This window comes from Streptomyces sp. NPDC012510, from assembly GCF_042955065.1.
GTDB lineage: Bacteria > Actinomycetota > Actinomycetes > Streptomycetales > Streptomycetaceae > Streptomyces.
This window is the reverse complement of the sequence record NZ_JBIBEN010000004.1, coordinates 483,285-508,791: the sequence shown is the minus strand read 5'-3', so window position 1 is coordinate 508,791 and position 25,507 is coordinate 483,285. Positions and strand designations below refer to the sequence as shown.

Here is a 25,507-nt window from a genome sequence, read left to right as displayed (position 1 = left end):
TCGGCTCTCCCCGTCGGCTCTGCCCGTATCGGCTCTACCCGTCGGCCTCCGGCCTTCTGTTCGCCCCTCCGGGGTCCGTCAGACCAGTGCGGACACGCGTCGTACGACCTCGCGGCAGAAGTTCCCGACGCCGTCGGGGTCGTCGATGAACTGCGAGGGCTTGACGCAGAACGTGGTGAAGCCCTGGTCCATCTGCTCGGGGATGGACGCGAGCGCCTGGCCGAGGTCCGCGCACGAGGTGTCGTCGGGGAAGACGGCGCGGGTGCCGCCGACCATCTCCAGCTCCGCGATGTCCCGTCCGGCGGCACTCATCGCGTCGGCGAGCCTGCGCATCTCCTCGGGTGTGGGCCTCCCCAGAGGATTGAAGGCATGGCCGTACCGGACGATCCTGCGGACCATGGCGTCGTGCATGCCGGCCCCGCCGAAGCACAGTCGGGGCCCTTCGGGGCGGTACGCCTTCGGCTCGAAGTACACCTCCTCGAAGGAGTAGTGCTCGCTCTTGTGGGACACCGGCGACGGCCCCCACAACTTGGCCCAGATCTCCAGGTGTTCGTCCAGCAGCCTGCCGCGCCGGGCGAACGGCACCCCGAGCGCGGCGTACTCGTCACGGCTCCAGCTGACGTTGGGCAGCACCATCAGACGGCCCTCGGAGAGCAGGTCGAGGGTGCCGAGTTCACGGGCCAGCAGCAGGGGGTGGCGCAGCGGTGCGATCACGGCGGACGCGGCGAGTCCGACCCGTTCGGTGACCGCCGCGACGGCACTCAGCAGGAGGAGGGAGTTGGGCCAGGGCAGGTACGGGTCCTGGTTGCCCGGCAGCGCCCAGTCACGGGGGTTGCCCATCACTCCGTTCACGCTCGCGTCCGGGCCGAGCACGATGTGCTCGCTGATCATGACGGAGTCGAATCCGGCGTCCTCGGCCTCCCGCGCCCAGCGCACCACCGTGGGCAGGTCGGCCCGGCCGCCGGTCATGGTCCAGTTCTCACTGAGCACGAGCTGCATACGGGGCTGGGGGCGGGGTTGTGTGCGGGGCTGGACGCGGGGTGCGGCGGTCATGGACGTACGCCTCTCGGCAGCCGGATCATTTGATGCCAAACAATAAGCACCGTAGACGCCTCCGGCAAGGGCCCATGGACGACGGAAGGGCTCCCGCGGGAACGTCCTCGCGGGAGCCCTTCGTCCTACCGACCGCTCAGCGGATCACGGGCGAGCACGCCGTGGCCGCGCCGTCGATGCCTCGCGACGCTCAGGCGGCGTCACGTGCTCACCGGTAGGTCCCGGTGCCCAGCAGGTCGGGCAGCGGGTTGGTGAGGCCGCCGCTCGGCGACTGCCGCTGGGCGGAGGGGCCGGCCGGCCAGACCGCGGGGCAGTGGGTGTTCTTGCGCGGGGTCTTCAGGGTGGTGAGGTAGGTGTCGATGGCGTCCCGTGCGCACGGGCTCAGCCAGTAGTCGCCGTGGCCGACACCGTCGTACGTGAGGAACACGGCCTCACGGCCCATCTGCCGGGCCGCGTTGGAGCCCCAGGAGTACGGCGTGGCCGGGTCGAAACGGCTGTTGGTGACCAGGATCGGCGGGGTGCCGTCGACATGGAGCCTGCGCTGGGGGTTGGTCACCTCGGTCGGCCAGTCCTGGCAGCCGGTCTGGACCGTCCACGCCAGGGGGCTGAGACGGGTGACGGGGGCACGACGGGCGAGTTCACGCTCGTAGCGGGCAAGGGTGCCGTACGAGCGGACGTTGAAGTCGTAGTCCTGACACATCACCGCGTAGAACGGGAACTTCGTCGGCTCGCCGAACCTCCGGAGGGACCGTGCCGCCGCGGGCTCGACGGCGTCAAGGTCGGCGAGGGTCTGGGCGAAGTCGAACCAGTCGACCGGGTCGTACAGGTTGCCCAGGGCGAAACCCTGGAGGTCATGGGCGGTGACCGTCTCGGGCGGGTCGCCCGGCAGGACCAGTTCACCGGCGTCGGCGCGCTTGTAGAGCGAGTCGAACAGGGCGCGGGCGTCCCGCCCGTGCAGCGCGCAGGACGGCGTACGGGCGCACCAGTCGGCGAACTGGCCGTACGACTCCTCCAGCCCGGTGGCCTCGGTCCTCTGGAAGTCCCGGTTGCCCAGGCTGTGGTCCATGTTGGAGTCGAGCGTCATCGCGCGGACGCGGTGCGGGTAGCGGGCGGCGTACTGCTGGCCGATCGCCGTGCCGTAGGAGACGCCGTAGTAGCTGATCCGCTTCTCGCCCAGGCCGGCGCGGATCGCGTCCATGTCGCGGACGACGCTGCCGGTGTCCATGTGGTCGACGAGCGGCCCGGTGAGGTCGCGGCAGTTCTCGCCGAGCGCGCGGTTGGCCTTGCGGAGGGCGGCGAAGGAGGAGGCGCTGTCCGGGTAGAGCAGCGCGTCCTGCTCGTTCACGAGGTCCTCGTCGCACTTCACCGGGTTGCTGAGGCCGACACCGCGCGGGTCGAAGCCCACGATGTCGAACCGCGCCAGCAGTTCGGGCGAGAAGGCGTCGGGGGCGGCGAGCGCGAAGTTCACGCCGGAACCGCCCGGACCGCCGGGGTTGATCAGCAGCGAGCCGATCCGGCGCCCGGGGTCGGTGGCCAGGTGGCGGGCGAGGGCCAGGTCGATGGTGGCGCCGCGCGGCCGCTTCCAGTCGACGGGCACCTTGATCGTGGCGCACTCGAACGTGCCCTGGCCGGAGGGGGATTCACAGGGCTGCCAGGCTATGCGCCCCGACGGCGGGGTCTTGGCCGGTGACGGCGCGGCCGAGGGGGCGGAGACGGCGGTCCCGGTGAGCAACTGGCCGAAGAGCGCGGTGGCCAGGACTCCGACGGCCAGCCTCCCGCGTCTTCTCGGACGTGGGGCCAGTGGGGGGTTGGATGGCACGGATGTTCCTCCATGAAGCAGGAGTTCATAGACGAACCACAGCATGCGTTCAACTTCCTTGTGAATCAAGAAAGATGATCCCTCATCAGGCAGCGGCGCCCACGATGCGTGAAGAGCCTGTGGAGACCAAAAAAGGTGTGTGAATCTTCAAGAATCTCTGTTCTTTCATGTGATGCTGGGTGATCATCCGGGATCACATCCGGAGCTGCGGTGATCTGTGCCCCTCGTCCGGGTCGCCGTACGCGCATTCCTCCTGCACCAGGGATTTCCGCATGCCTCCCACCCCCCGTCGCGCCCTGATACCGGGCGCTCCCCGCGTGGCCCGTGCCGCCGTGGCCGCCGGTCTGGTGACCGCACTCTGCGCCGCCGGACCCCTTCCCGTCGCCTTCGCCGCAGACGCCTCCGCACCGGCCGCGCAGGCCGACGACTCCCTCAAGTCCGCCCACGACAAGCTCGGTCCGTCCGATGCCGAGCTGCTCGCCGAGGCCCGGGCGGCCGGCGACAAGACCGTCACCATGACGATCGTGACCGAGCCCGGCCGGACCGAGCAGGTCGCCGGGCAACTGGACGCCGTGAAGGGCGGTTCCGTGGGCCGCGCCTACGACCAGCTCGGTTACGTCCGGGCCACCGTCCCCACCAACAGGGCCGACGCCGCCATCGCGGCCGCGGCGAAACTGTCCGCCGTGCACGGCATCGACCTCCGGCAGGAGATCAGACTCGACCCGCGCCCCGTCACCACGAACAACACCTCCGCACAGGCGAGTTCGGGCCCCTACGCCGGGCCCGGCAAGAAGACCCCGGCCAGGAACCCGTACAACCCGTCCTTCGAGACCGGCGCCGTCGACTTCGTGCAGCACACCCCGAAGGCGGACGGACGGGGCATCACCATCGGCGTCGTCGACTCCGGGGTGGACCTCGCCCATCCGGCGCTCCGGAAGACGACCACGGGCCAGCGGAAGATCGTGGACTGGGTGACGTCGACCGACCCGGTCGTCGACGGCGACGAGACCTGGCGGGCGATGACCGCCGAGGTCTCCGGTTCCGCCTTCACCTACGGCGGCCGGAGCTGGCGGGCACCGGCCGGGTCGTACCGGATCAACGTCTTCCATGAGTCCGCCACCCGAGCCGGTGAGCTCCGGTACGGCAACGCCGACGGCGACGCGAACCGTGACGGTGACACCACCGACGACTGGGGTGTCCTCTACGACGCCGAGGCCGGCACGGTCACCGTCGACGTGGACGACGACGGCGACTTCACCGACGACAAGCCGATGAAGCCGTACAAGAACGGCTACCGGATCGGGTACTTCGGCAAGGACAAACCGTCCACGAAGATCTCCGAGCGGCAGCCGTTCGTCGTGGAGATCCGCAAGGACGTGCCCATGGACCCGCTGGGCGGCGAGTGGGCCGGGAAGAAGTCCGACTTCGTCAACATCGGTCTCGTCGCGAGCTCGCACGGCACGCACGTCGCCGGAATCACCGCGGCGAACGGCCTGTTCGGCGGCAAGATGAACGGCGCCGCCCCCGGCGCGCGGATCGTCTCCTCCCGCGCCTGCCTGTTCGGACCCTTCTGCAGCACCATCGCCATGGACGAGGGCATGATCGACCTCGTCGTCAACCGTGGCGTCGACGTCGTCAACATGTCCATCGGCAGCCTGCCGGCCGTCAACGACGGTCACAGCGCCCGCGCCGAGCTGTACTCACGCCTCATCGACAAGTACGGCGTCCAGTTGGTGATCTCCGCCGGCAACGAGGGGCCGGGCGCCAACACCGTCAACGACCCGGCCATCGCCGACAAGGCCGTCTCGGTCGGCGCGGGCATCTCCAAGGAGACCTGGGCCGCCAACTACGGCTCCGGCGTGAAGAACCCGTACTCCGTGTTCCCGTGGTCCTCGGGCGGCCCGCGCGAGGACGGCGGCTTCGCCCCGACCCTCGTCGCCCCCGGCTCCTCGGTCAACACCATTCCCACCTGGATGCCCAGCGAGGTGCGCGAGGAGGCGGGCTGGAAGCTGCCACCCGGCTACGCCATGTACAACGGCACGTCGATGGCGTCCCCGCAGGCCGCGGGCGCGATCGCGCTGCTGCTGTCCGCCGCGGAGCGGCAGCGCGTCGACCTGCCGCCGGCCAGGCTGCGCACGGCTCTCACCTCGACGGCCCGGCACATCGAGGGGCTGCAGGCGTACGAGGAGGGCACGGGCCGCATCGACATCGGTGCGGCGTGGAAGTCGATCAAGTCGGCCGAGAAGGGGGCACCGGCCCGCCGGTACACAGTGAAGGCCCCGGTCGACACCGCGCTCGACCAGGAGCTGAAGACCCCCGGCTTCGGCACCGGCGTCTACGACCGCGAGGGCGGGCTGAAGGCCGGCCAGAAGAAGACGTACGGCATCACCCTCACCCGGACCTCGGGCCCCGACAAGGCCCTCGCGCACGACCTGCGGCTGAGGAACAACGCCGGTGGCACCTTCGCCCTCGTCGGCCCGAAGTCGGTCCGGCTGGGGCTGAACAAGCCCGTCACCGTCAAGGTCCGGGCCACCCCGAAGTCCGCGGGCATCAAGAGCGCCCGCCTGGAGATCGACGACCCCACGACCGTGGGCGTCGACCGGCAGATCCTGACGACCGTCGTGGTCTCCACGCCGGCGAAGTACACCTTCTCCGCCTCGGACAAGGTGCGGCGCAACAGCGTGAAGTCGTACTTCGTGACGGTCCCGCCGGGCGCCGGGACCCTGGAGGTCGCGCTGGACGGACTGAAGGACGGCAACGCGACGTACTTCAGCGCGATCCACCCGTACGGCACCCCCATGGAGGACGACGACGACAACACCCCGGACGTCGCCGCCTATCCGAACCCGCAGCCGGGAGTCTGGGAGATCGCGGTCTACGAGGACTACTACTCGGAGCGGCTCGACAACGCCTACGACCTGAAGGCCACCGTCTACGAGGCGGCCTTCGACCCGGAGACCGTGACCGTTCCGGAGGGAGGGGCCGACACCCCGTCCGCCGTCTCCTGGCGGCTGACGAACCGCTACGCGGCCGTGCGCGGCACACTCCAGGGCGGACCGCTCGGCTCCTCGCGGACGCTTCGGCCCACCGTCGCGGCCAAGGACACCTGGACCACCACGGTCGTGGTGCCCGAGGGCGCCACCTCACTGGACGTCTCCATCGGCGGCGTCTCGGACCCCGGGGCCGACCTGGACCTCACCGTGTCCGACGCCGACGGCGACCCTGTCGCCGAGGACGCGGACGGTGACTCCGAGGAGTCCGTCTCCGTGGCCGACCCGGCCGCCGGTACGTACACGATCGAGGTGTTCGCCTTCGACGTCCCGTCGGGAACGACCGCCTTCGACCACCACGACGTGTTCTCCTCCCCCGCGCTCGGCTCGATCACGGTCGACGGCCCGACGTCGGTGAAGATCGCCACGGGCGGGTCGAGGACCGTCTCCGCCCAGCTGCGGGCCGCCACGGCTCCGGCCGAGGGCCGGGACCTCATCGGTGAGGTAAGGCTGGTGAGCGAGCACGGCACGGTCGTGAGCGTGGGCACCGCGAGGATCGAGAAGGTCACGCCGTAGCCACCGCACGGCTTCACCGAAGGGGCGGGCGTCCGGCGACGGGCGCCCGCCCCTTCGGCGCAATATCTGTGTTCGCGACATGAGAAATAGGTGGGCCGCCCGGCGAATATTCCCTGCCCCGCCGAAACAAGCGGAATTATCGACCAAGCAGGGCCGATCGCACCGTGCTACTGTCGATATCAGTTGCAGGTGTGGTTGCCAGAGGGTTCATTTTCCGACGGGGTAATCATCACGGCGACACGGAAATGCACACAGGGTGGATTTCCGACACCGCCTCCGAAGGAGAAATGACATGGCTACCGGCACCGTGAAGTGGTTCAACGCGGAAAAGGGCTTCGGCTTCATCGAGCAGGACGGCGGCGGCGCCGACGTCTTCGCCCACTACTCGAACATCGCCACCCAGGGCTTCCGCGAGCTGCAGGAGGGCCAGAAGGTGTCGTTCGACATCGCTCAGGGCCAGAAGGGCCCGACGGCCGAGAACATCGTCCCCGCCTGACACCGGCGGCGACGCGCATACTCCGTGGCCGGGGCCCGCACCTTTAGGGTGCGGGCCCCGGCTCGTCGCATTTCAGGGGCGGCCCGCCCCACCGTCGGCGCCGTCGGCGCACCCTTCGTTCAAACGGCGCGGAGTGACGCGCATTCCCGCGGCGCCAATAAATCGCACACCCCGAGCCCGCACGGACGATCGCTTCGGAGTGAGCGCCGCCTCCAATCCTCCATTGCCCCGCGCCGCAGCTCCTCGCACCATGACCGGCTTCGCAAATCGGCAGACCGTGGAGACGATTTCGCACCGCTGAGTCACACCGCTGACTCGCACCGCCGAGTCACACCACTGGCTCGCACCGCCGAGGAACCGGTTCGGGCAGCGTGGCCGGTGCTCGTGTCGAGCACGTGAGCCGGCGCGACGGGGACGACCAGTAAGCCCGGTCGGGCCCTCTCGCCCCCCCCTTCCCTCGGGGTCCATGCGGTAGTCGCCGTACCCGACAGACAGCCATGAGGGCCCTGCCGAAGCGCTTCGAAGCGCTTCGGCAGGGCCCTCACACCTTTCCTACGCCCACCGCGAGCCCAAATCTGTCTTTGTCAGAGTAGACATTCGCGCTCGACAGGCCTACTCTCTCTCTTGGAAGTACCGCAGTACCCGTTCATTCAAGTGGTTGGACCCAGCACGAACGGAGGAGCAGACGCCATCAGGATCGCCCGGCCGACACGCGCTCGGACCGGGTACCGCAAGACCCCGGATTGGATGGTGGTCCCCGGTCACGCAGTCGCGATCCCCGCACCCCGCCCCTCGTCGGCCGGGTAGCGGAAAACAGTAGGTCGGCACAGCAGTAGGGCCGACAGATGGTGTTCAATTTCCTTCGGGGCCCTGGTGCCGTACGGCACCAGGGCCCCTCGACGCGTTGCACTACGAGGTGACATGACAGCAGACACGCCCCTGAACGATCGTCTGGACGACGACGACTACCCCGCCTACACCATGGGCCGGGCCGCCGCCATGCTCGGCACCACCCCGGCGTTCCTCCGTGCCCTCGGCGAAGCCCGGCTGATCACGCCGCTCCGCTCCGAGGGCGGGCACCGCCGGTACTCGCGCTACCAACTGCGCATCGCCGCCCGCGCCCGCGAACTCGTCGACCGGGGCACCCCCATCGAGGCCGCGTGCCGCATCGTCATCCTCGAGGACCAACTCGAGGAAGCGCAGCGCATCAACGCCGAGTACCGCCGCGCGGCGAACGAGGCGCAGGACGCCTGAGCCGGAGCGGAAGCCCGCACCGGCTCGACCATCGACGGGCCGTCGGCGGGTACGCCCGTCAGGGGCGGTAGGCGGCGCGGTTGTGGTACGTGACCTTTCCGCTGGGCAGCTTGGCCGGGGCGAAGAGCTGGTCGACGGTAACGAAGTGGAAGCCGCGCGCCTTGAGGGCCTTGATGATGCCCGGCACCGCGTCGACCGTCGTCCTGTGGATGTCGTGCAGGAGGATGATGTCGCCGGGCTTCGTCGTCTGGTTGACGGTCTTGATGATGCGGGCCGGGTCGCGGTACTTCCAGTCGAGGGTGTCGACGCTCCAGTGCACCAGCGGCCGTCCGGCGGCGCTGCGGACGGTCGCGTTGTGGGCGCCGTAGGGGGCGCGGAACGTGGTGGGCTTCTTGCCGGTCGCCTGCTTGACCGCCGTGTCCGTACGGGAGAGCTGCGACTTGACCTTCGCGGCGCTGAGCTTGGTCAGATCGGCGTGGTCCCAACTGTGGTTGCCTATCTGGTGACCGGCGAGCGCCGCGTCGCGCACGATCGACGGCTTCTTCTGGACGTTCTGGCCGACCACGTAGAAGGTCGATCTGACCTTCCTGTCGTTCAGGACGCGCAGCAGCCGCTGGGTGTCGGCGACCGGCCCGTCGTCGAAGGTGAGGGCCACGCACTTCACCTTGCGGCAGTCGACGGCCTGCGGCGCGGCGGAGGCCGACGTGGCGGTGCCGGCCAGGGTGGTGCCGCACAGTGCGGCGGTGACGGCTGAGGTGACGAGGCGTCGGTGCATCGGTTCCTCCAGGGGCGTGGGCTTTCCCCTTGTAAGACCGCCCCGACGCACGCTCGGATGCCCTCGCGCTGTACGAATTCCCCTACGTCTTCGGGAAGTTGGCACCCCCACGCCACAAAGAGCCGCCGCCTACGACAGGCCCGGTCACCCCTTGCGACCGCTCCTCACCTGGCGACGGTAAGGTCCGGGACGCCGAACAGCCGGGCCCCGTTGTCGTGGCAGACCGCCCGCAGCCACTCCTCTCCGAGGCCCAGGCGCTCCAGAGCGTGGAGCTGGTGCAGATACGGATAAGGGATGTTGGGGAAGTCGGAGCCGAGGAGGATCCGGTCGGCGAGATCCGCCAGTCGCGGCAGGGCGCGGCCGGGGAACGGCATGAACGCCTCGGTGAAGTCGGTGAACGCCATCGTCGTGTCGAGCCGCACCTCCCCGTACCGCTCGGCGAGGTCCAGGAACTCCTCCCACTCGGGCATCCCCATGTGCGCGACGATCAGCCGCAGCCGGGGGTGCCGGGCCAGCACCCGCGCGATCGGCTCGGGGCCGGTGTACCTCGCGGGCGCGGGCCCGGAACCGCAGTGGATCACCACGGGAGTGCCGGCCTCGGCCAGCAGCCCCCAGGCCCGGTCGAGCAGTTCGTCGGCCGGGTCGTATGCCCCCACCTGCACATGCGCCTTGAAGACGCGCGCGCCCGCCTCCAGGGCCTCCCGGACGTACGCCTCGACGCCCGGCTCGGGGTAGAGGGTGGCGGTGTGCAGACAGTCGGGGGTGCGGCGGGCGAAGTCGGCCGCCCAGCCGTTCAGCCAGTGGGCCATGCCCGGCTTGTGCGGGTAGAGCATCGCGGTGAAGGCCCGCACCCCGAACGCCCGCAGCCGGTCCGCCCGTTGCGCCTCCTCCTCGCGGTAGGTGATCGGCCACTCCAGCCCGCCGGTCAGCGGGCCGAGCGCGTCGAAGTAGCCCCACACCTTCCGCAGGACCCGGTCGGGCATGAAGTGCGTATGGACGTCGACCAGCCCGGGAAGACCCAGCCCCGCCCAGAACCGGCGGACCTCACCGGCCTCTTCACTCACGGGCCTCTCACTCCTCACAGGCGGGCCACTCCCTCACGACGGCTGCGGCTGAACGGACCGGCGGAACGTCATCCCCGGCGGCGCCGGACACCGATGGCGTACGCCAGGCCCCACGCCGTGGCCGCGGCCACGATCAGGCCCAGGGGGGAGAACCAGTCCACCCCGCCGGGGACCTCGTCGGTCCACCAGGCCTTGGCCGGGAGGAAGGGCTCGTAGGCGATCAGGTCCCAGGCGGCCTTGGGAGTCTCCTCGAAGGCGAAGACCAGGGGGACGGCGTTGGCGTAGCCGAAGAAGGCGCCGAGCATGGCGATGAGGGACGCGAAGACACGCGCGCCGTTGCCGCGTCCGCCCACCAGACCGACCAGGGAGCCGACGACCGCCCCGTTGAGCAGGGCGTGACCCAGATAGAGGGCGTTGGCCGTGATGAACGTCTGGTCCTCGTAGGTGGCCACGATGAGGCCGGAGTAGAAGAGCGAGATGACGACCGAGACGGCGAACCCGAGGAAGACCGCGCCGACCGGATGACCGCCCCCGCCCGGCCTCCGCCCAAAGGGCTGCGGCTGGAAGGGGGGTGCCGGGTGCGTCGGCGGGCGCCCCGGTCCCCCTATCGGCCCCGGTACCGGTCCGGACATCGGCCCGTACCCCGGCGGCTGCTGCGCCGGCGCGGCCTGTCCGTACGGGTGGTAGGGCTGCTGCTGCGGCCGCATGGACGGTTGCGGCTGCTGTGGCGGGTACGGCGGCTGGCTCATCGTTGTCCCCCGAGCTTGAAAAGTGAACGCGATCTGTCAGAAGCAGCAAGCTATCAACGAGATCGTCGGAGGCCGTCGGAGCCGGGGGCGGGCCTTGTGAACGGTGCGTCTGCAGACCGCTTGGCTACGCTGAGGGAAGGTGTCCATAGCAGGCGATAACTGAGCAAAGCAGCTCATCTTCACTAAGGAACCGAAAATGGGTCTCGGTATCGGCCTTCGGGCCGTGAAGCGCGGGTCCCTCGTCCGCGCGTCGGTGGCGACGGCACTCGCCGCCGGTCTGGTCCTCAGCGCGGGCTGCGGTGGGGGCGGGGGCGGTGGGAGCGGGGGCGAGGACCTGACCGTCGGGGTCCTGCTGCCGGGCGGCGGGGCCTCCAGGTTCGGGCAGTTCGACAGACCGCTGATCGAACAGCGGCTGAAGGAGCTGTGTCCGGGCTGCCCGGCGCCGAGCGTCGGCGCCACGGCCGAACCGGCGGTCCAGCGGCAGCAGTTCGACGCCATGATCACCAGAGGCGTCGACGTCGTGATCGTCGCCGCCGTCGACGCCAAGGCGCTGCGCTCCTCGGTGGAGGCCGCCGACCGGGCCGGCATCCCGGTCGTCGCGTACGACCGGCTCGCGCAGGGCCCCATCTCCGGGTACGTCACCTTCGACGGCGAGATCGTCGGCAGGCTGCAGGCCCAGGAACTGCTGAAGGGCATGGGCGACAAGGCGAACGGCGGCCAGATCGTCATGATGAACGGTGCCACCACCGACCCCAACGCGGGCTGGTACAAGCGCGGCGCGCTCTCCGTCCTGGAGGGCAGGGTGAAGATCGGCAAGTCGTACGACACCGTCGGATGGCGGCCGGAGAACGGCTACGCCAACATGAGCGGCGCCATCGCCGACCTGGGCGCGGAGAACATCGACGGCGTGCTGGCCGCCAACGACAGCCTCGCCGGTGCCGTGGTCGCCGCCCTCGACGCCAGCGCGGTACGGCCGCTGCCCCCGATCACCGGCCAGGACGCCGACCTCGTGGCCATCCAGCGCATCGTCCGCGGCGACCAGCACATGACCATCTACAAGCCGTTCAAGCCGGCCGCCGCCGCCGCCGCCGAGATGGCCGTCGCCCTCGGACGCGGCGAGTCGGTCGACTCCATCACCACCGGCACCGTCGACAGCCCCACCACCGAGGACGTTCCGGCGGCCCTGCTCCCGTCGGTCTCGGTGACGGCCGACACCGTCGAGGACACCGTGGTGAAGGACGGCATGTACACCATCGACCAGATCTGCACCCCGAAGCTCCGGCCCGCCTGCGACGAGGCCGGGCTCACCCCGTGAGACTGCCCGTAGGGCGGAAGGAGGTGGGCCCGTGGCTCAGCCCCTGCTGGCGTTGTGCGGCGTCTCCAAACGCTTCGCCGCCGTCCAGGCGCTGGTGGACGTCGAACTGGAGATCAGGGCCGGGGAGGTGGTCGCCCTGGTGGGCGACAACGCCGCCGGCAAGTCCACCCTGGTCAAGGTGATCTCGGGGGTAGGGCCCGCCGACAAGGGTGTCATCGAGTGGGAGGGCGCATCGGCGGCACCAGCCTCTTCGGCGGCCGCGGCTCCACCTGGTCGGCACTCCTCGGCGTCCTCATCATCCAGTCCATCGCCTCGGGCATGGCCCTCCCGGGGGTCCAGCTCGCCGTCCAGTTCATGATCACCGGCGGAGTCCTCCTCGTCGCCGTCGTCTTCGACGCCCTCGCACGGCGGGCGGCGGAGTCACGGGGACGGGCTTGAGGAGTCAGGAAACGGGCAATCTCGGCGAACATATTGCGAGATACCATCTCTCATCTCGTACAGTACCTCCGGACGCCGGTCAGGATCGCCTCCCTGTCGGCCTTCAGTCAGGTGGGCCGCGACGCGGTGCCCACGTCCGGATCGCGCCCGAAGTGAGCTCCCGATGCGCCGCACCGCCCTGTACGCAGCCGCCACAACGCTCTCCGTCTCGCTCGTCGTCTCGCTCGCCGGCTGCGGCGGGCTCGACGCGACGGGGCGCGGCGCCGACGCGAGCCCGGCCAGGTCCGACGACATCACCGTGGGGCTGCTGCTGCCGGAAAGGTCGAATCCCCAGTACGAGCAGTTCCACCTCCCCGTCATCAAGGCGAAGGTCGAGTCCCTCACCCACGGCCTGGGCCGGGTCGAGTACGCCAACGCCGAGGCCGACGCGGACGCCCAGTCACGACAACTGCGGCGGATGACCGACGACCGGGTCGACGTGATCCTCCTGGACCCCGTCGACGCGCACGCCGTCGCCGACGGCGTGCGGCGAGCCAAGGAGGCCGGCATCCCGGTCATCGCTTACGACCGGCTGGCCGAGGGCCCGATCGACGCCTACATCACCTTCGACAACGAGCTCGTCGGCGAGGTACAGGGCCGCTCCCTGCTCCGGGCCCTCGGCGACGACGCGGACCTCTCCGACAAGATCGTCATGATGAACGGCTCGGCCACCGACCCGAACGCCCGGCAGTTCAAGGCGGCCGCGCTCCGCGCGCTCGAGGGCAAGGTGACGATCGCCAAGTCGTTCGACACCCAGGACTGGAAGCCGCGGAACGCCGAGAAGAACATGACCGCGGCGATCGACGAGATCGGCGGGAACGACATCAAGGCCGTCTACGCCGCCAACGACGGCCTCGCGGGCGCCGCCATCAGCGCACTGAAGGCCGCGGGCGTGACCGACCTCCCTCCCGTCACCGGGCAGGACGCCGAGCTCTCGGCGGTCCGGCGGATCGTCACCGGCGAGCAGTACATGAGCGTGTACAAGCCGTACCCGGAGGAGGCCGAGAACGCCGCGGAGATGGCCGTGGCGAAGGCTCAGGGCAGAGACATAGAGTTCGACGCCCTCACGGCCGACAGGGTCGACAGCCCCACCCACAAAGGCATCCCCACGCATCTCGTGCCCGTCGTCGCCCTGACGAAGGACACCATCAAGGACACCGTCGTCAAGGACGGCATGTACCGACCGTCCGACATCTGCACGCCCCGCCTCGCGGCCGACTGCGCGGCGGCGGGCCTGAAGAAGTAGCCCGAGACCCGACCCTGGACATACGGCACCAGTCGGAGCACTCTTGGTCACATGCCCCGGTTCAGAACCTTCTGGCAGATAGCCGACACGCTTCCGGACTCGCACCTCGTGCAGGCCCGCTGGACCCCCGTGCCGAGCGGCATCCGCAGCGATCACCTCCTCCTCGCGGAGCATGTGCACCCCACGCTGCTGCGGGAACTGGACGAGTTCTGCCGGCACCTGGCGCACTCGGACCTGTATGTGCTGCGGCCCGAACTGGCGGCCACCGCGCCGGAGTTCCGCGTCCAGTACGAGCGGGTGGACCCCGACCTGCTGCCGCTGCGCACGTTCGGCATCAGGATCAGCCGGGACCGCAGGGACTACACGTTCTGCGTCCGCGCGGACATGATGTCGGCGGCCCTGGTCCGGGAGATCAACACGGACTTCCTGCCGGTCCAGCAGGGCGCGCTGCGCCTGAGGGGCAGCGACCCCGAGGCTGCCGAGCCGATCGATCCCACGGCGCTCGGCGCGCTCTCGGGTCCGCATCGGACGGTGTACTGGTCGACGGCTCCCGGTCTGTCGACTCCCGGCCCGTCGACTCCTGCCTCTTTTTCTGTGATTCAAGGCTTATAGGGTTTGAGTCTGGACAAAATGGGGAAACGGCGCCGAAGCTGTTCCGCATGGATCGTTTCCGCAGCAGGGACGCCCGATGAACGGGCTGAACTCCGAGGCGTTCGTCCTGTTCGGCCAGCACATCCTGTGGTCGGACATGATCGGCAACCTCCTCGGCCTGACCGCCCTCGCCCTCGGCTGGCGCCGCTCCGTATGGACCTGGCCGGTGCAGTTCCTGTCCGGCCTCATCCTCTTCGGGGCCTTCTTCGGCCACCTGACCGGCAGCGCCGGCAAGCAGGCCGTCGTCATGACCGTGGCCCTGTACGGCTGGTGGCGGTGGACCCGCGACCAGGGCCGGTCCGCGGACGGCCAGATCACCCCCCGGTTCGCCACCTGGCGTGAGCGCGCGGCGATGGCCGGCGCCGTCGCCGTCGGCACGGTGGCGGTGGCCCTGCTGTTCAAGGCCTATCCGACACTGTCCTGGGACCCCTGGCCGGACGCCTACATCTTCGTCGGCACCATCGTCGCGATGTACGCCCAGGCGCGCGGCCTGGTCGAGTTCTGGATCGCCTGGCTGCTGGTCGACCTGGTGGGCGTCCCGCTGACCTTCGCCAACGGCTACGCCTTCTCCGGCTTCGTCTACGTCATCTACGGCGCACTCGTCCTGTGGGGCATGCGCGACTGGTGGCTGCGCTCCCGCGGCGGGCCGCGACCCGCTGCGGAGCCACCCGCTGCGCACGCGTCCGAGGGAGCGGCGCGGTAAGGCCTGACCCGCCGAAAGGCGCTCCCTCACGCCGCTGAGTGCCGGCCGCCCCTGAGGAACCCCCTGGCTGACAGTGCGCACCAGACGGTCGTGCGGCTCGACAGACGGGAGCGACGCAGGGGCCCGTCGCAGCGGGGACAGGTGGGGGGTGGCGTCGTCACGGTGACCGGTGAGCCAGGAGTCGCGGCGTGGGACACGGCCGGCCGTGACCGAGGAGCGCAGGGCGCGGCGCATCCGGGTGAAGAGGCGCCCGCCGCCGCAGTCCCGCACGGACGCGCTGACCGGGCTGCCGGAAGGCACGTCCCGCGGCGCGCGCCGTCTTCGACGTGACGGCGTACGCCGTCACGGCCGCTTACGCCGTCACGGCCGTGTCCGGCCGGGGCCGCCACCCCGTGCGGCGGCGATCAGGAAGGATACGGCGGTGGTCACGGCGAGCGTCCCCGTCATGACCAGCATGACACCGACTACGTAGAGGCCGCTGGCGTCGTCCGACCAGTCGTAGAAGGCGGCGGCGGTCAGACCGGCCGTGGTGCCGGCCACGGCGGCCGCGATATGCCGCCGGGAAGCCGCCCAGTACACCGGCAGCAGCAGGGTCAGCACCAGGCCGATCACCTGCCAGGCCTCGTACGGGCCGGTCGACGAACCGTCAGGATGCAGGTCCCGCTGCTGGTCCCAGCCCAGCCAGGCGGCCCACATGGCGAGCGACGCCCCGGTGAGCACGAGGGTGGGCAGCAACTGGGGAACGGATGTGAGGAGTCTTCGGCGCATGGCTCCAGCGTCCCGGCGCGCACCCGCGCCAACCAGCGCTCATGTACTCAGTTCCCCCGAGTACATGAGCGCTCGCGGACGTGCCCGCCGACCCGGGGAACCGGGCGGGTTAAGCGGGTGAAGCGTGGGCCCGAGTGGGTGGTGCGGGGCATGGATGAAGCCCCCGGCCGGGCATCCGGCCGAATCGGGGACACGGCGGACACGACGGACGCGACGGCGGACATGGACGCGACGGCGGACGCGACGGACGCGACGGAAAACCACGCGCTGGAGGCGAGCGATGCAGCAGAGAGCCGATCAAGCCGGTCGGAACGGTGGAGCGGGCGGGACCGGACCCACGACCCACCACGTTCCGGTCCTCATCGTCGGCGGGTCCCTCGTCGGCCTGTCCACCTCCGTGTTCCTGGGCCGGCTGGGGGTACGGCACACACTGGTGGAGCGGCACGCCGGGACCTCCATCCATCCACGCGGGCGCGGCAACAACGTCCGTACGATGGAGCTGTTCCGGACGGCCGGCGTCGAGCCGGGCATCCGGCGGGCCGCCGCCACACTGGCCGACAACCACGGCATCCTGCAGACCCCCACCCTGGTCGGCGACGCCGGCGAATGGCTCTTCCGGGAGATCGACGCGGGCGGCGGACTTGCCCGGTTCAGCCCCAGCTCCTGGTGTCTGTGCAGCCAGAACGACCTGGAGCCGGTGCTCCTGGAGCACGCCGAGCGGCTCGGCGGCGACCTGCGCTACAACACCGAGCTGATGTCGTTCGACACCGACGCCACCGGTGTCACCGCGATCGTCAAGAGCCGGGAGACGGGCGAGCACACCACCGTCCGCGCGGACTACCTCGTCGCCGCCGACGGCCCCCGCAGCCCCGTCCGCGAGCAGCTCGGCATCGGCCAGAGCGGTCCGGGCGACCTGTTCCACAACGTCAGCGTCACCTTCCGCTCCCGTGACCTCGCCGACGTCGTGGGCGACCGCCGCTTCATCGTCTGCTACCTGACGAACCCGGAGGCCGACGGCGCGCTGCTGCCCGTGGACAACCGTGAGCACTGGGTCTTCCACGCCCCCTGGCACCCCGAACACGGCGAGACGCTGGAGGAGTTCACCGACGAGCGGTGCGCCGAGCACATCCGCCGCGCGATCGGGGTCGCCGGCCTCGACGTCGAGATCACCGGCAAGGCCCCCTGGCACGCCGCGCAACGGGTCGCCCGCGGCTACCGGTCGGGGCGCGTCTTCCTGGCCGGCGACTCGGCCCACGAGATGTCCCCCACCGGTGCGTTCGGCTCCAACACCGGTATCCAGGACGCGCACAACCTCGCGTGGAAGCTGGCCGCCGTCCTGGGCGGCTGGGCCGGCGAAGGGCTGCTGGACACGTACGACGCCGAGCGCCGCCCGGTGGCGGAGGCGACCAGCGCCCGCGCCGCCGCCCGGTCGGTCGAGCACAGCCACCCCGGCTTCGCTCCGGCCCCCGGCGTCGGCGGTGGCGGCGGCCCGCAGCGCGGCATCCTCAACGTGGCGCTCGGCTACCGCTATCCCCGGGGCGCCGTCCTCGGCGCCGACCCCGCGACCCCGGTCGTCCCCGAACGCCTCGACCTGTCCGGCGAACCCGGCAGCAGGGCCCCCCATGTACCGGTGCGGCACGCGGGCGACCGCATCTCCACGCTGGACCTCTACGAACGCTCGCTCGTCGTGCTCAGCGACGCCGCACAGCGAAGCGGCTGGCACGAGGCCGCCGTACGCCTCGCCGAGACGACGTCCGTGCCGCTGGTCTCGTACCGGGTGGGCGAGGGGCGGGACGCCGAGCTGACGCCCGAGGACGAAGCGGACTGGTCGGCCGCCCACGGCACGACGCCCTCGGGCGCCGTACTCGTCCGCCCCGACGGGTTCGTGGCCTGGCGGGCGCAGGGATCGGTGCCGGATCCGGAGGCGGTTCTGCGGGAGGTCCTGACGGCGCTGCTGGCCGGTTCACCCGAGTGATCGTCTTGAGTGGTGGCGACCGCCGCGCTGGCTGACGGTGGATCACGTCGGGGACGGGTCGTCTCAGCTGACGAAGCGCCAGCTACCCGTCCGTCGACGGAAGGAACGTCAGATGCGTCGCACCACTCGCATGCTCCTCGCCGGCACGGCGGCCTCGGCCGCCCTCGCCCTCGGCACCACCGGCGCCCACGCGGCCGGGGACGGCTGGGAGGACCACACCGACTCCTCCTACAGCAAGGAGACGGAGGCTCCGAAGGACGGAGCCAAGGAAGGAGCCAAGGAAGGAGCGAAGGAAGGCGCCGCGGAAGGTGCCAAGGAAGGCGTCAAGGAGGAGTCCAAGGAGCACGGCAAGGAGCACGGCAAGGAGAAGGGCCACGACTGGCCGCGCGGCGGCATGCACACCGGCGGTGGCGCCCTCGCCTCGGTGACCGAAGGCGACTGGGGCTCCGGGGAAGGCGCGAAGGAAGGCGCCAAGGAAGGCGTCAAGGAGGAGTCCAAGGAGCACGGCAAGGAGAAGGGCCACGACTGGCCGCGCGGCGGCATGCACACCGGCGGTGGCGCCCTCGCCTCGGTGACCGAGGGCGACTGGGGCTCCGCGAACGGGAGCGGCCAGGACTCGCAGGCCGCCAAGGACGGCGAGCAGGGCATGGACTCCGGCAGCGCCAAGAAGGACGAGGGCGGCTGGAGCGGCAAGCAGGAGGGCGACTCCTGGAGCAAGCAGGACGAGGGCGGCTGGAGCGGTAAGCACGAGAAGCCCAGCGGCGGTGTGCACACCGGTGGCGGAGCGCTGGCCTCGCCGGCCGTGACGGCGGGCGGGCTGGGCGTCCTGACGGCCGCCGCGGCCGGTCTGTACGCGGTGCGCCGCAAGGCGGCCGGAAGCACGGTCTGACCCATGCCCGGTGCGATAGCCGGCGCGGCCGCCACGCGCGCGCCGCGTGGCGGCCGGGCCGGCGCCCGTTCCCCCTTCCGAGCCGGCCGGTTCCCCCTTACGTGTCGGCCGGTCACCCGCGCAGTGCATACGAGTCGCGCGCCCGAAGGGCCGGGCACAGGATCGAGGCACGCCGACGTCCCGCCCAGAGGCCGACGTTCGTCCGCCTCTGCCCCCACTAAGGAGATGTGCGCAGGATGACCACCACGTCCGAGCGTGTTTCGGAGCCGCTGCGACAGATGGCGCAGCGAGTCTCCCAGTCCGTGTTCGACGGCTCCCGGCTCCGTGTCGTCCTGCTGGTGGACGTCTACGACGGAGCCCAGCAGCAGTTCCTGGAGGCGTACGAGCAGTTGTGCAACCAGGTCGCCTCCGTCCCCGGCCATGTCAGCGACCAGCTCTGCCAGTCCATCGAGAACCCCTCCCAATGGCTCATCACCAGCGAGTGGGAGAGCGCCCCGCCCTTCCTCACCTGGGTGAACAGCGAGGAACACGTACGCATGGTGGAGCCGCTGCACAGCTGTGTCCGGGACACCAGGTCGCTGCGCTTCCACATCGTCCGCGAGACGGGCGGCCCGGCGGTGGGCGCCGAGTCCGGCAAGCGCCGGCTCCAGTCGTCGCCCCGGATCGGTGACGGCCTGATCCGGCACGCGCTCACCTTCACCGTCAAGCCCGGCAGCGAGGAGACCGTCGCCAAGATCCTCGCCGGCTACACCTCCCCGGAGCCCCGGGTCGACGACACCACCCGGCTGTGCCGCACCTCCCTGTTCATGCACGGCAACCGCGTGGTCCGGGCCATCGAGGTGCGGGGCGACCTGCTCGCCGCGCTGCGCCACGTCGCCCGGCAGCCCGAGGTACGGGCCGTCGAGGAGGCCATCAACCCCTATCTGGAGCAGGACCGGGACCTCGACGACCCCGAGTCGGCCCGGGTCTTCTTCACCCGCGCGGCACTGCCCGCCGTCCACCATGTGACGGCTGGTCAGGAGAGCCCCGACGCCGTACGGCACGCGCTGTACTACCCGGCCCGTGAGGGTCAGGGCCTGCGCCTGGCCGAGCTGCTGGCCAGGCAGGACGAGGCGGCGGCGGACGCCCCGCGCGGCCCGGTGCTGCGCAGCACGATCTTCCAGCGCGACGACGTCGTGGTGCGGCTGGTCGACGTACGCGGCGGGATCGACACCGACCCCGGCCCCGTGCTCGGTCTCACGGACCGGGAACGAGCTGCCGAGCTGACGGCGCTCCTCGACGGCGAGGCCCTCGGCGTGGACGGTTCGGCGCTGCGGGACGGCGCCCCCGCCCGTCTGCTCACGGTCGCCCGTATGGAACTCGTCACCGACCGCCGCGCGCCCGACGCCTGATTCACCGGCCCCGGCCACGCCGGCCACGCCCTCATGTCGATGAAGCACTTGTTCGGAGGTACGTCGTGATCAAACGCCATCCCGGAATCGTGGATGTCAGCGAGGTCGAGCCCAACACTCGGCGCGGTGGCGATCTGCGGGCCATGCTGACCCCCTCCACGGTCGGCTCCACCAGCGGTTTCATGGGCGTGGCCATCGTGGCGCCCGGCGACCGCATCGCCGAGCACTACCACCCGTACTCCGAGGAGTTCATCTACGTCATCTGCGGCCGACTGGAGGTGGACCTGGACGGCGAGCCCCATGAGCTGCGACCCGAACAGGGCCTGCTGATCCCCGCCTACATGCGCCACCGCTTCCGCAACGTCGGCAACGTGGAGGCCCGTATGGTCTTCCACCTCGGCCCGCTGGCCCCGAGCCCGCCGCTCGGCCATGTCGACACCGAGGACGCGAACGGCGTACCGATCCCGGTGGACGAGGACCACGCGGCCGGGGCACGGCCGGCCGAGCGCACCCAGGTCCGCTCATGACCAGGCGGGTGGCGGTCACCGGCATAGGCATCGTCGCCCCCGGTGGCATCGGTGTCCCGGCCTTCTGGGACCTCCTGGCGAACGGCCGTACGGCGACGCGCGGCATCACCTTCTTCGACCCGGCCGGGCTGCGGTCGCGGATCGCCGCCGAGTGCGACTTCGACCCGGCGGCCCACGGCCTCGACGCGGAGCAGATCGCCCGGTGCGACCGGTACATCCAGTTCGCGCTGGTCGCCGGCGAGGAGGCGGTACGGGACTCCGGGCTCGACCTCGCCGCCGAGGACCCCTGGCGGGTCGGGGTCTCGTTGGGCACCGCCGTCGGCGGGACCACCCGGCTGGAGCACGACTACGTCCTGGTCAGCGGCCGCGGTCAGCGCTGGGACGTGGACCACCGGGAGGCCGGTCCGCATCTGCACCGGGCGTTCGCGCCCAGCACCCTCGCCTCCACGGTGGCCGAACGGTTCGAGGCACGGGGGCCGGTGCAGACCGTCTCCACCGGCTGCACCTCGGGTCTCGACGCGGTCGGGTACGCCTTCCACACCATCGAGGAGGGCAGGGCCGACATCTGCATAGCCGGTGCGTCGGACTCGCCGATCTCACCGATCACCATGGCCTGCTTCGACGCCATCAAGGCCACGTCCCCGAACAACGACGACCCCGCCCACGCCTCCCGCCCCTTCGACGCGGACCGCAACGGGTTCGTCATGGGCGAGGGCGGCGCCGTGCTCGTCCTGGAGGACCTGGACCACGCCCTGGCCCGCGGCGCCCATGTGTACTGCGAGATCAGCGGCTACGCCACCTTCGGCAACGCCTACCACATGACCGGTCTGACCACCGAGGGCCTGGAGATGGCGCGGGCCATCGAGGGCGCCCTCGACCACGCCCGGCTCGACCGCACGGCCGTCGACTACGTCAACGCGCACGGCTCGGGCACCAAGCAGAACGACCGGCACGAGACGGCCGCCGTCAAACGGACGCTCGGCGCGCACGCCTACGACACGCCCATGAGCTCCATCAAGTCCATGGTGGGCCACTCCCTGGGCGCGATCGGTGCCATCGAGGTCGTCGCCTGCGCGCTGGCCCTGGCCCACCAGGTCGTCCCGCCCACCGCGAACTACGAGACCCCGGACCCCGAGTGCGACCTGGACTACGTACCGCGCGTCGCCCGCGAGCGACGACTGGACAACGTGCTCTCGGTGGGCAGCGGGTTCGGCGGCTTCCAGTCCGCGGTGATCCTGACCCTGCCGAGGGAGAAGAGACGATGAGCGAACGGCGTCCTCGGCGCGCGGCCGTCACCGGAATCGGCGTGGTCGCGCCCAACGGAACCAGCACCGAGACGTTCTGGAAGGCCACCAGGGAGGGCATCACCGCCCTGGACCGGGTGACCCGCGAGGGCTGCGAACACCTGCCGCTGCGGGTGGCCGGTGAGATCCGGGGTTTCGACCCGCCGTCCGCGGTCGAGGAGCGCTACCTCGTCCAGACCGACCGGTTCACCCACTTCGCGATGGCCGCCGCCGACCTCGCGCTCGACGACGCCCGCCTGGACCGGCCCGCCACCGACGCCGCGCCGTTCTCGGTGGGCGTGGTCACCGCGGCGGGCTCCGGCGGCGGCGAGTTCGGGCAGCGGGAGCTGCAGCAGCTGTGGTCCAAGGGCAGCCGCTTCGTGGGGCCGTACCAGTCCATCGCCTGGTTCTACGCGGCGAGCACCGGCCAGATCTCCATCCGCCGTGGCTTCAAGGGCCCCTGCGGGGTGGTCGCCTCCGACGAGGCCGGCGGTCTGGACGCCCTGGCGCACGCGGCACGGGCCGTGCGGCGCGGCACCGATGTGATGGTGGCCGGGGCGACGGAGGCGCCGCTGGCCCCCTACTCGGTGGTCTGCCAGCTCGGCTACGAGGAGCTGAGCACCGTCGACGACCCGACCCGCGCCTACCGCCCGTTCACGGCCGCGGCCTGCGGGTTCGTGCCCGCCGAGGGCGGCGCCATGCTCGTCGTGGAGGCCGAGTCCTCGGCCCGGGAGCGGGGCGCGCCCGTACGGGCCGTGCTGGCGGGCCACGCGGCGACCTTCACCGGCGCCTCCCGGTGGGAGCAGTCCAGGGAGGGGCTCGCCGAGGCGATCCGGGGGGCCCTGCGCGAGGCCGGCTGCGTCCCGGAGGAGATCGACGTGGTCTTCGCCGACGCCCTCGGCGTACCGGAGGCGGACCGCGCCGAGGCGCTGGCCATCACCGACGCGCTCGGCCCGTACGGCACCAAGGTCCCCGTCACGGCGCCGAAGACCGCCATCGGCCGGGGTTACGGCGCGGCACCCGTGCTGGACGCCGCCGCCGCGGTGCTCTCGATGGAGCACGGAGTGATCCCGCCCACCCCCAACGTCTTCGACGTCTGCCACGACCTCGACCTCGTCACCACCCACGCCCGCGCCGCCGCACCGCGCACGGCGCTGGTCCTCAGCCGAGGACTCATGGGGTCGAACTCGGCGCTGGTGCTGCGTCTCGGCACCGGCGACACATCACAGGCAAGGAGAACCGCATGAGTGACCGCATCACCGTGGAAGAACTGTCCGAGCTCATGAAGAAGGCCGCCGGGGTCACCGTCGCGCCGGAGGAGCTGCAGCAGCGGTACGACACCGGCTTCGACGCCCTGGGCATCGACTCGCTCGGTCTGCTGGGCATCGTGGGCGAGCTGGAGAACCGTTACGGCACAGCGATGCCGCCGGACGCGGAGAAGAGCAAGAGCCCCCGGCAGTTCCTCGAGCAGGTCAACGGCGCGCTGATGGCGGGAGCCTGACATGGCCGGACACACGCAGAACGAGATCACCATCGCCGCGCCGCTCGACCTGGTCTGGGACATGACCAACGACGTCGCGAACTGGCCCCGGCTGTTCAGCGAGTACGCCACCGCCGAGATCCTCTCCCGGGAGGGGAACAAGGTGACGTTCCGGCTGACCATGCACCCGGACGAGAACGGCAAGGTGTGGAGCTGGGTCTCGGAGCGGGAGACCGACCGCGACACGCTCAGCGTGCGCGCCCGCCGCGTCGAGACCGGCCCCTTCGCCCACATGAACATCCTGTGGGAGTACGAGGAGGTCCCCCGCGGCACCCGGATGGTCTGGACCCAGGACTTCGCGATGAAGCCGGACGCGCCGGTCGACGACGACTGGATGACGAACAACATCAACCGGAACTCCAAGGTCCAGATGGCCCTGATCCGGGACCGCATCGAGAAGGCCGCCGCCGAGCAGGGTGCCGCGCCGGGCCTGACCGACTGAGCCGGACGGAGACACCACCCATGCACCAAACCCTGATCGTCGCCCGGATGGCCCCGGACGCCGCCCCGGACATCGCCAGGATCTTCGAGGAGTCCGACCGGGGGGAGCTGCCGCACCTCATCGGGGTCTCCCGGCGCAGCCTCTTCCAGTTCGGTGAGGTGTACCTGCACCTCATCGAGTCCGAGCGCGACCCCGGACCCGCCATCGCCAAGGCGGCCGGGCGTCCCGAGTTCCGGGACATCAGCGACCGGCTGACGGCCCATGTCAGCGCGTACGACCCCGCCACCTGGCGTTCCCCGAAGGACGCGATGGCGCAGCGCTTCTACCTCTGGGAGCGCGACCCGGCCGGCTGACCCGGCCGGCTGACCCGGCCGGCCACGCGCACCGGCCGCCGGGCCCGCGATGACGCGAGCCCGGCGGCCGGTCCTGCGACGCGATGTGCCGGTGCTCAGCCCGGCACGTGGCAGTCGAACGCGTGCAGATAGGCGTTGACCGGCCGGACGTCGTCGATGACCAGCCCTGCGTCCGTCAGCCTGCGGGACATGCTCGCGGTGGTGTGCTTGGCCCCTCCGACGTTGAGGAGCAGCAGCAGGTCCATCGCGGTGCTGAACCGCATCGAGGGCGTGTCGTCGACGATGTTCTCGATGACCACGACCCGCGTTCCCGGGCCGCCCGCCTCGATGACGTTGCGCAGGGTCCGGGCGGTGCTGTCGTCGTCCCACTCCAGGATGTTCTTGATGATGTACACATCGGCCCGGACCGGGACTGCCGCGCGGCAGTCGCCGGGCACGATGTGTGTACGGTCGGCGAGCGCGCCGCCCGCCCGCAGCCGTGGATCGGCGTGCTCCACCACCCTCGGCAGATCGAGCAGCGTGCCCCGCAGCGCGGGATGCTTCTCCAGCAGGCTCGCCACCACATGCCCCTGACCACCGCCGATGTCGGCGACCGAGGAACTCCCCGACAGATCGAGGAACTCGGCCACGTCCCGCGCGGACTGCACGCTGGAGGTGGTCATGGCCCGGTTGAAGACGTCGGCCGACTCCGGGGCGTCCTCGTTGAGGTAGACGAAGAACTCCTTGCCGTACAGCTCCTCGACGACGTTACGGCCGGAGCGCACCGCCTCGTCCAGCTTCGGCCACGCGTCCCAGGTCCAGGGCTCGGTGCACCACAGGGCGATGGCGCGCAGGCTGTGCGGATCGTCCTCGCGCAGCAGCCGGGACATCTCGGTGTGCGCGAACGTCCCGTCGGGCCGCTCGGTGAAGACGCCGTAGCAGGACAGGGCCCGCAACAGCCGTCCCAGCGGCTTCGGTTCGGCCTTCACCGCCGCCGCGAGGTCCTCCACGGCCAGCGGACGGTCACCGAGTGCGTCGGCGACCCCCAGCCGGGCGGCCGCGCGCAGGGCGGCGGCACAGGCCGCCCCGAACACGAGCTCCCTCAGTCGCATGGACGGCGGTGGCGTGGCCTGCGCGGGCCGCGCGGCCGGTGACGTGGGCACCGACTGCGCTGTCTGTGCGGTCGTCATGC

At 70.9% G+C, this 25,507-nt stretch carries 23 protein-coding genes and 2 pseudogenes; 18 read left to right on the top strand and 7 right to left on the bottom strand.

Annotation, left to right across the window (positions count from 1 at the left end; all coding sequences use genetic code 11):
- Positions 1–78 precede the first annotated feature (78 nt).
- Both ACFY9I_RS10050 and ACFY9I_RS10045 read right to left on the bottom strand, forming a co-directional pair.
- Complete coding sequence (locus ACFY9I_RS10050; RefSeq protein ID WP_390999090.1) at positions 79–1,053, bottom strand: TIGR03619 family F420-dependent LLM class oxidoreductase; 975 nt, start codon at positions 1,051–1,053, stop codon at positions 79–81.
- A 208-nt stretch (positions 1,054–1,261) separates the two neighbouring features.
- The gene (locus ACFY9I_RS10045; RefSeq protein WP_390999087.1) at positions 1,262–2,872 is read right to left on the bottom strand and encodes an alpha/beta fold hydrolase; all 1,611 of its coding nucleotides are present in this window, start codon (positions 2,870–2,872) and stop codon (positions 1,262–1,264) included.
- Between the two features lie 272 nt (positions 2,873–3,144).
- Here ACFY9I_RS10045 and ACFY9I_RS10040 point away from each other — a divergent pair, with 272 nt between their 5' ends.
- The 3 genes from ACFY9I_RS10040 to ACFY9I_RS10030 all read left to right on the top strand — a co-directional run bounded on the left by ACFY9I_RS10040 (position 3,145) and on the right by ACFY9I_RS10030 (position 8,188).
- A complete protein-coding gene (locus ACFY9I_RS10040) occupies positions 3,145–6,438 on the top strand; it encodes a S8 family serine peptidase (protein ID WP_390999084.1) in 3,294 nt (1,097 codons plus the stop codon).
- 292 nt (positions 6,439–6,730) lie between these two features.
- Positions 6,731–6,934 carry a cold-shock protein gene (locus tag ACFY9I_RS10035; protein WP_189725621.1) on the top strand — a complete coding sequence of 68 codons (204 nt, stop codon included), beginning with the start codon at positions 6,731–6,733 and terminating at the stop codon, positions 6,932–6,934.
- 921 nt (positions 6,935–7,855) lie between these two features.
- Positions 7,856–8,188, top strand: a complete 333-nt coding sequence (locus ACFY9I_RS10030; protein WP_390999081.1) for a MerR family transcriptional regulator — start codon at positions 7,856–7,858, stop codon at positions 8,186–8,188.
- 58 nt (positions 8,189–8,246) lie between these two features.
- Here the strand turns inward: ACFY9I_RS10030 and ACFY9I_RS10025 are convergent, their stop codons facing one another.
- The 3 genes from ACFY9I_RS10025 to ACFY9I_RS10015 all read right to left on the bottom strand — a co-directional run bounded on the left by ACFY9I_RS10025 (position 8,247) and on the right by ACFY9I_RS10015 (position 10,776).
- Entirely contained in the window at positions 8,247–8,963 is a 717-nt protein-coding gene (locus tag ACFY9I_RS10025; protein ID WP_390999078.1) for a polysaccharide deacetylase family protein, read from the bottom strand.
- Between the two features lie 164 nt (positions 8,964–9,127).
- A complete protein-coding gene (locus tag ACFY9I_RS10020) occupies positions 9,128–10,027 on the bottom strand; it encodes an amidohydrolase family protein (RefSeq protein ID WP_390999076.1) in 900 nt (299 codons plus the stop codon).
- Positions 10,028–10,095: 68 nt separating this feature from the next.
- A complete protein-coding gene (locus tag ACFY9I_RS10015; RefSeq protein ID WP_390999073.1) occupies positions 10,096–10,776 on the bottom strand; it encodes a hypothetical protein in 681 nt (226 codons plus the stop codon).
- A 196-nt stretch (positions 10,777–10,972) separates the two neighbouring features.
- Between ACFY9I_RS10015 and ACFY9I_RS10010 the strand changes: the two genes are divergently transcribed.
- The 6 genes and pseudogenes from ACFY9I_RS10010 (at position 10,973) to ACFY9I_RS09985 (ending at position 15,168) form a co-directional block, all read left to right on the top strand.
- Positions 10,973–12,091 carry a substrate-binding domain-containing protein gene (locus ACFY9I_RS10010; RefSeq protein WP_390999071.1) on the top strand — a complete coding sequence of 373 codons (1,119 nt, stop codon included), beginning with the start codon at positions 10,973–10,975 and terminating at the stop codon, positions 12,089–12,091.
- A 43-nt stretch (positions 12,092–12,134) separates the two neighbouring features.
- A pseudogene (locus ACFY9I_RS10005) lies at positions 12,135–12,320 on the top strand (ATP-binding cassette domain-containing protein); the annotation flags it as partial.
- A 2-nt stretch (positions 12,321–12,322) separates the two neighbouring features.
- Positions 12,323–12,529 (top strand): annotated as a pseudogene (locus tag ACFY9I_RS10000) (sugar ABC transporter permease); the annotation flags it as partial.
- Positions 12,530–12,692: 163 nt separating this feature from the next.
- On the top strand, positions 12,693–13,814 hold the full coding sequence (locus ACFY9I_RS09995; protein ID WP_390999068.1) for a substrate-binding domain-containing protein: 1,122 nt from the start codon (positions 12,693–12,695) through the stop codon (positions 13,812–13,814).
- 51 nt (positions 13,815–13,865) lie between these two features.
- Positions 13,866–14,426, top strand: coding sequence for a hypothetical protein (locus ACFY9I_RS09990; RefSeq protein ID WP_390999065.1), 561 nt, complete (start codon positions 13,866–13,868; stop codon positions 14,424–14,426).
- Between the two features lie 76 nt (positions 14,427–14,502).
- A complete protein-coding gene (locus ACFY9I_RS09985) occupies positions 14,503–15,168 on the top strand; it encodes a nicotinamide mononucleotide transporter (RefSeq protein WP_390999063.1) in 666 nt (221 codons plus the stop codon).
- Positions 15,169–15,528: 360 nt separating this feature from the next.
- Here the strand turns inward: ACFY9I_RS09985 and ACFY9I_RS09980 are convergent, their stop codons facing one another.
- Positions 15,529–15,936, bottom strand: coding sequence for a hypothetical protein (locus ACFY9I_RS09980; RefSeq protein WP_390999060.1), 408 nt, complete (start codon positions 15,934–15,936; stop codon positions 15,529–15,531).
- A gap of 280 nt (positions 15,937–16,216) precedes the next feature.
- On the opposite strand from ACFY9I_RS09980, the gene ACFY9I_RS09975 reads away from it, so the two are divergent.
- From ACFY9I_RS09975 to ACFY9I_RS09935, 9 genes are all read left to right on the top strand, one after another.
- Complete coding sequence (locus tag ACFY9I_RS09975; RefSeq protein WP_390999057.1) at positions 16,217–17,911, top strand: FAD-dependent monooxygenase; 1,695 nt, start codon at positions 16,217–16,219, stop codon at positions 17,909–17,911.
- A 112-nt stretch (positions 17,912–18,023) separates the two neighbouring features.
- A complete protein-coding gene (locus ACFY9I_RS09970) occupies positions 18,024–18,800 on the top strand; it encodes a hypothetical protein (RefSeq protein WP_390999054.1) in 777 nt (258 codons plus the stop codon).
- A 236-nt stretch (positions 18,801–19,036) separates the two neighbouring features.
- Positions 19,037–20,191, top strand: coding sequence for a SchA/CurD-like domain-containing protein (locus ACFY9I_RS09965; RefSeq protein WP_390999051.1), 1,155 nt, complete (start codon positions 19,037–19,039; stop codon positions 20,189–20,191).
- Between the two features lie 65 nt (positions 20,192–20,256).
- Positions 20,257–20,718, top strand: a complete 462-nt coding sequence (locus ACFY9I_RS09960) for a cupin domain-containing protein (RefSeq protein ID WP_390999049.1) — start codon at positions 20,257–20,259, stop codon at positions 20,716–20,718.
- Positions 20,715–21,983, top strand: a complete 1,269-nt coding sequence (locus ACFY9I_RS09955) for a beta-ketoacyl-ACP synthase II (protein ID WP_390999046.1) — start codon at positions 20,715–20,717, stop codon at positions 21,981–21,983. Before ACFY9I_RS09960 ends, ACFY9I_RS09955 begins: the two co-directional genes overlap by 4 nt.
- Complete coding sequence (locus ACFY9I_RS09950; protein ID WP_390999044.1) at positions 21,980–23,248, top strand: beta-ketoacyl synthase N-terminal-like domain-containing protein; 1,269 nt, start codon at positions 21,980–21,982, stop codon at positions 23,246–23,248. Before ACFY9I_RS09955 ends, ACFY9I_RS09950 begins: the two co-directional genes overlap by 4 nt.
- Positions 23,245–23,502 (top strand): phosphopantetheine-binding protein, encoded by a 258-nt coding sequence (locus ACFY9I_RS09945; RefSeq protein WP_390999042.1) that lies wholly within the window; start codon positions 23,245–23,247, stop codon positions 23,500–23,502. The genes ACFY9I_RS09950 and ACFY9I_RS09945 overlap by 4 nt, the downstream gene beginning before the upstream one ends.
- A gap of 1 nt (position 23,503) precedes the next feature.
- Positions 23,504–23,983 carry an SRPBCC family protein gene (locus ACFY9I_RS09940; RefSeq protein WP_390999039.1) on the top strand — a complete coding sequence of 160 codons (480 nt, stop codon included), beginning with the start codon at positions 23,504–23,506 and terminating at the stop codon, positions 23,981–23,983.
- Between the two features lie 20 nt (positions 23,984–24,003).
- On the top strand, positions 24,004–24,336 hold the full coding sequence (locus tag ACFY9I_RS09935) for a TcmI family type II polyketide cyclase (protein WP_390999037.1): 333 nt from the start codon (positions 24,004–24,006) through the stop codon (positions 24,334–24,336).
- 95 nt (positions 24,337–24,431) lie between these two features.
- On the opposite strand, the gene ACFY9I_RS09930 is transcribed toward ACFY9I_RS09935, so the two are convergent.
- The gene (locus ACFY9I_RS09930; protein WP_390999036.1) at positions 24,432–25,505 is read right to left on the bottom strand and encodes a methyltransferase; all 1,074 of its coding nucleotides are present in this window, start codon (positions 25,503–25,505) and stop codon (positions 24,432–24,434) included.
- Positions 25,506–25,507: the final 2 nt, after the last annotated feature.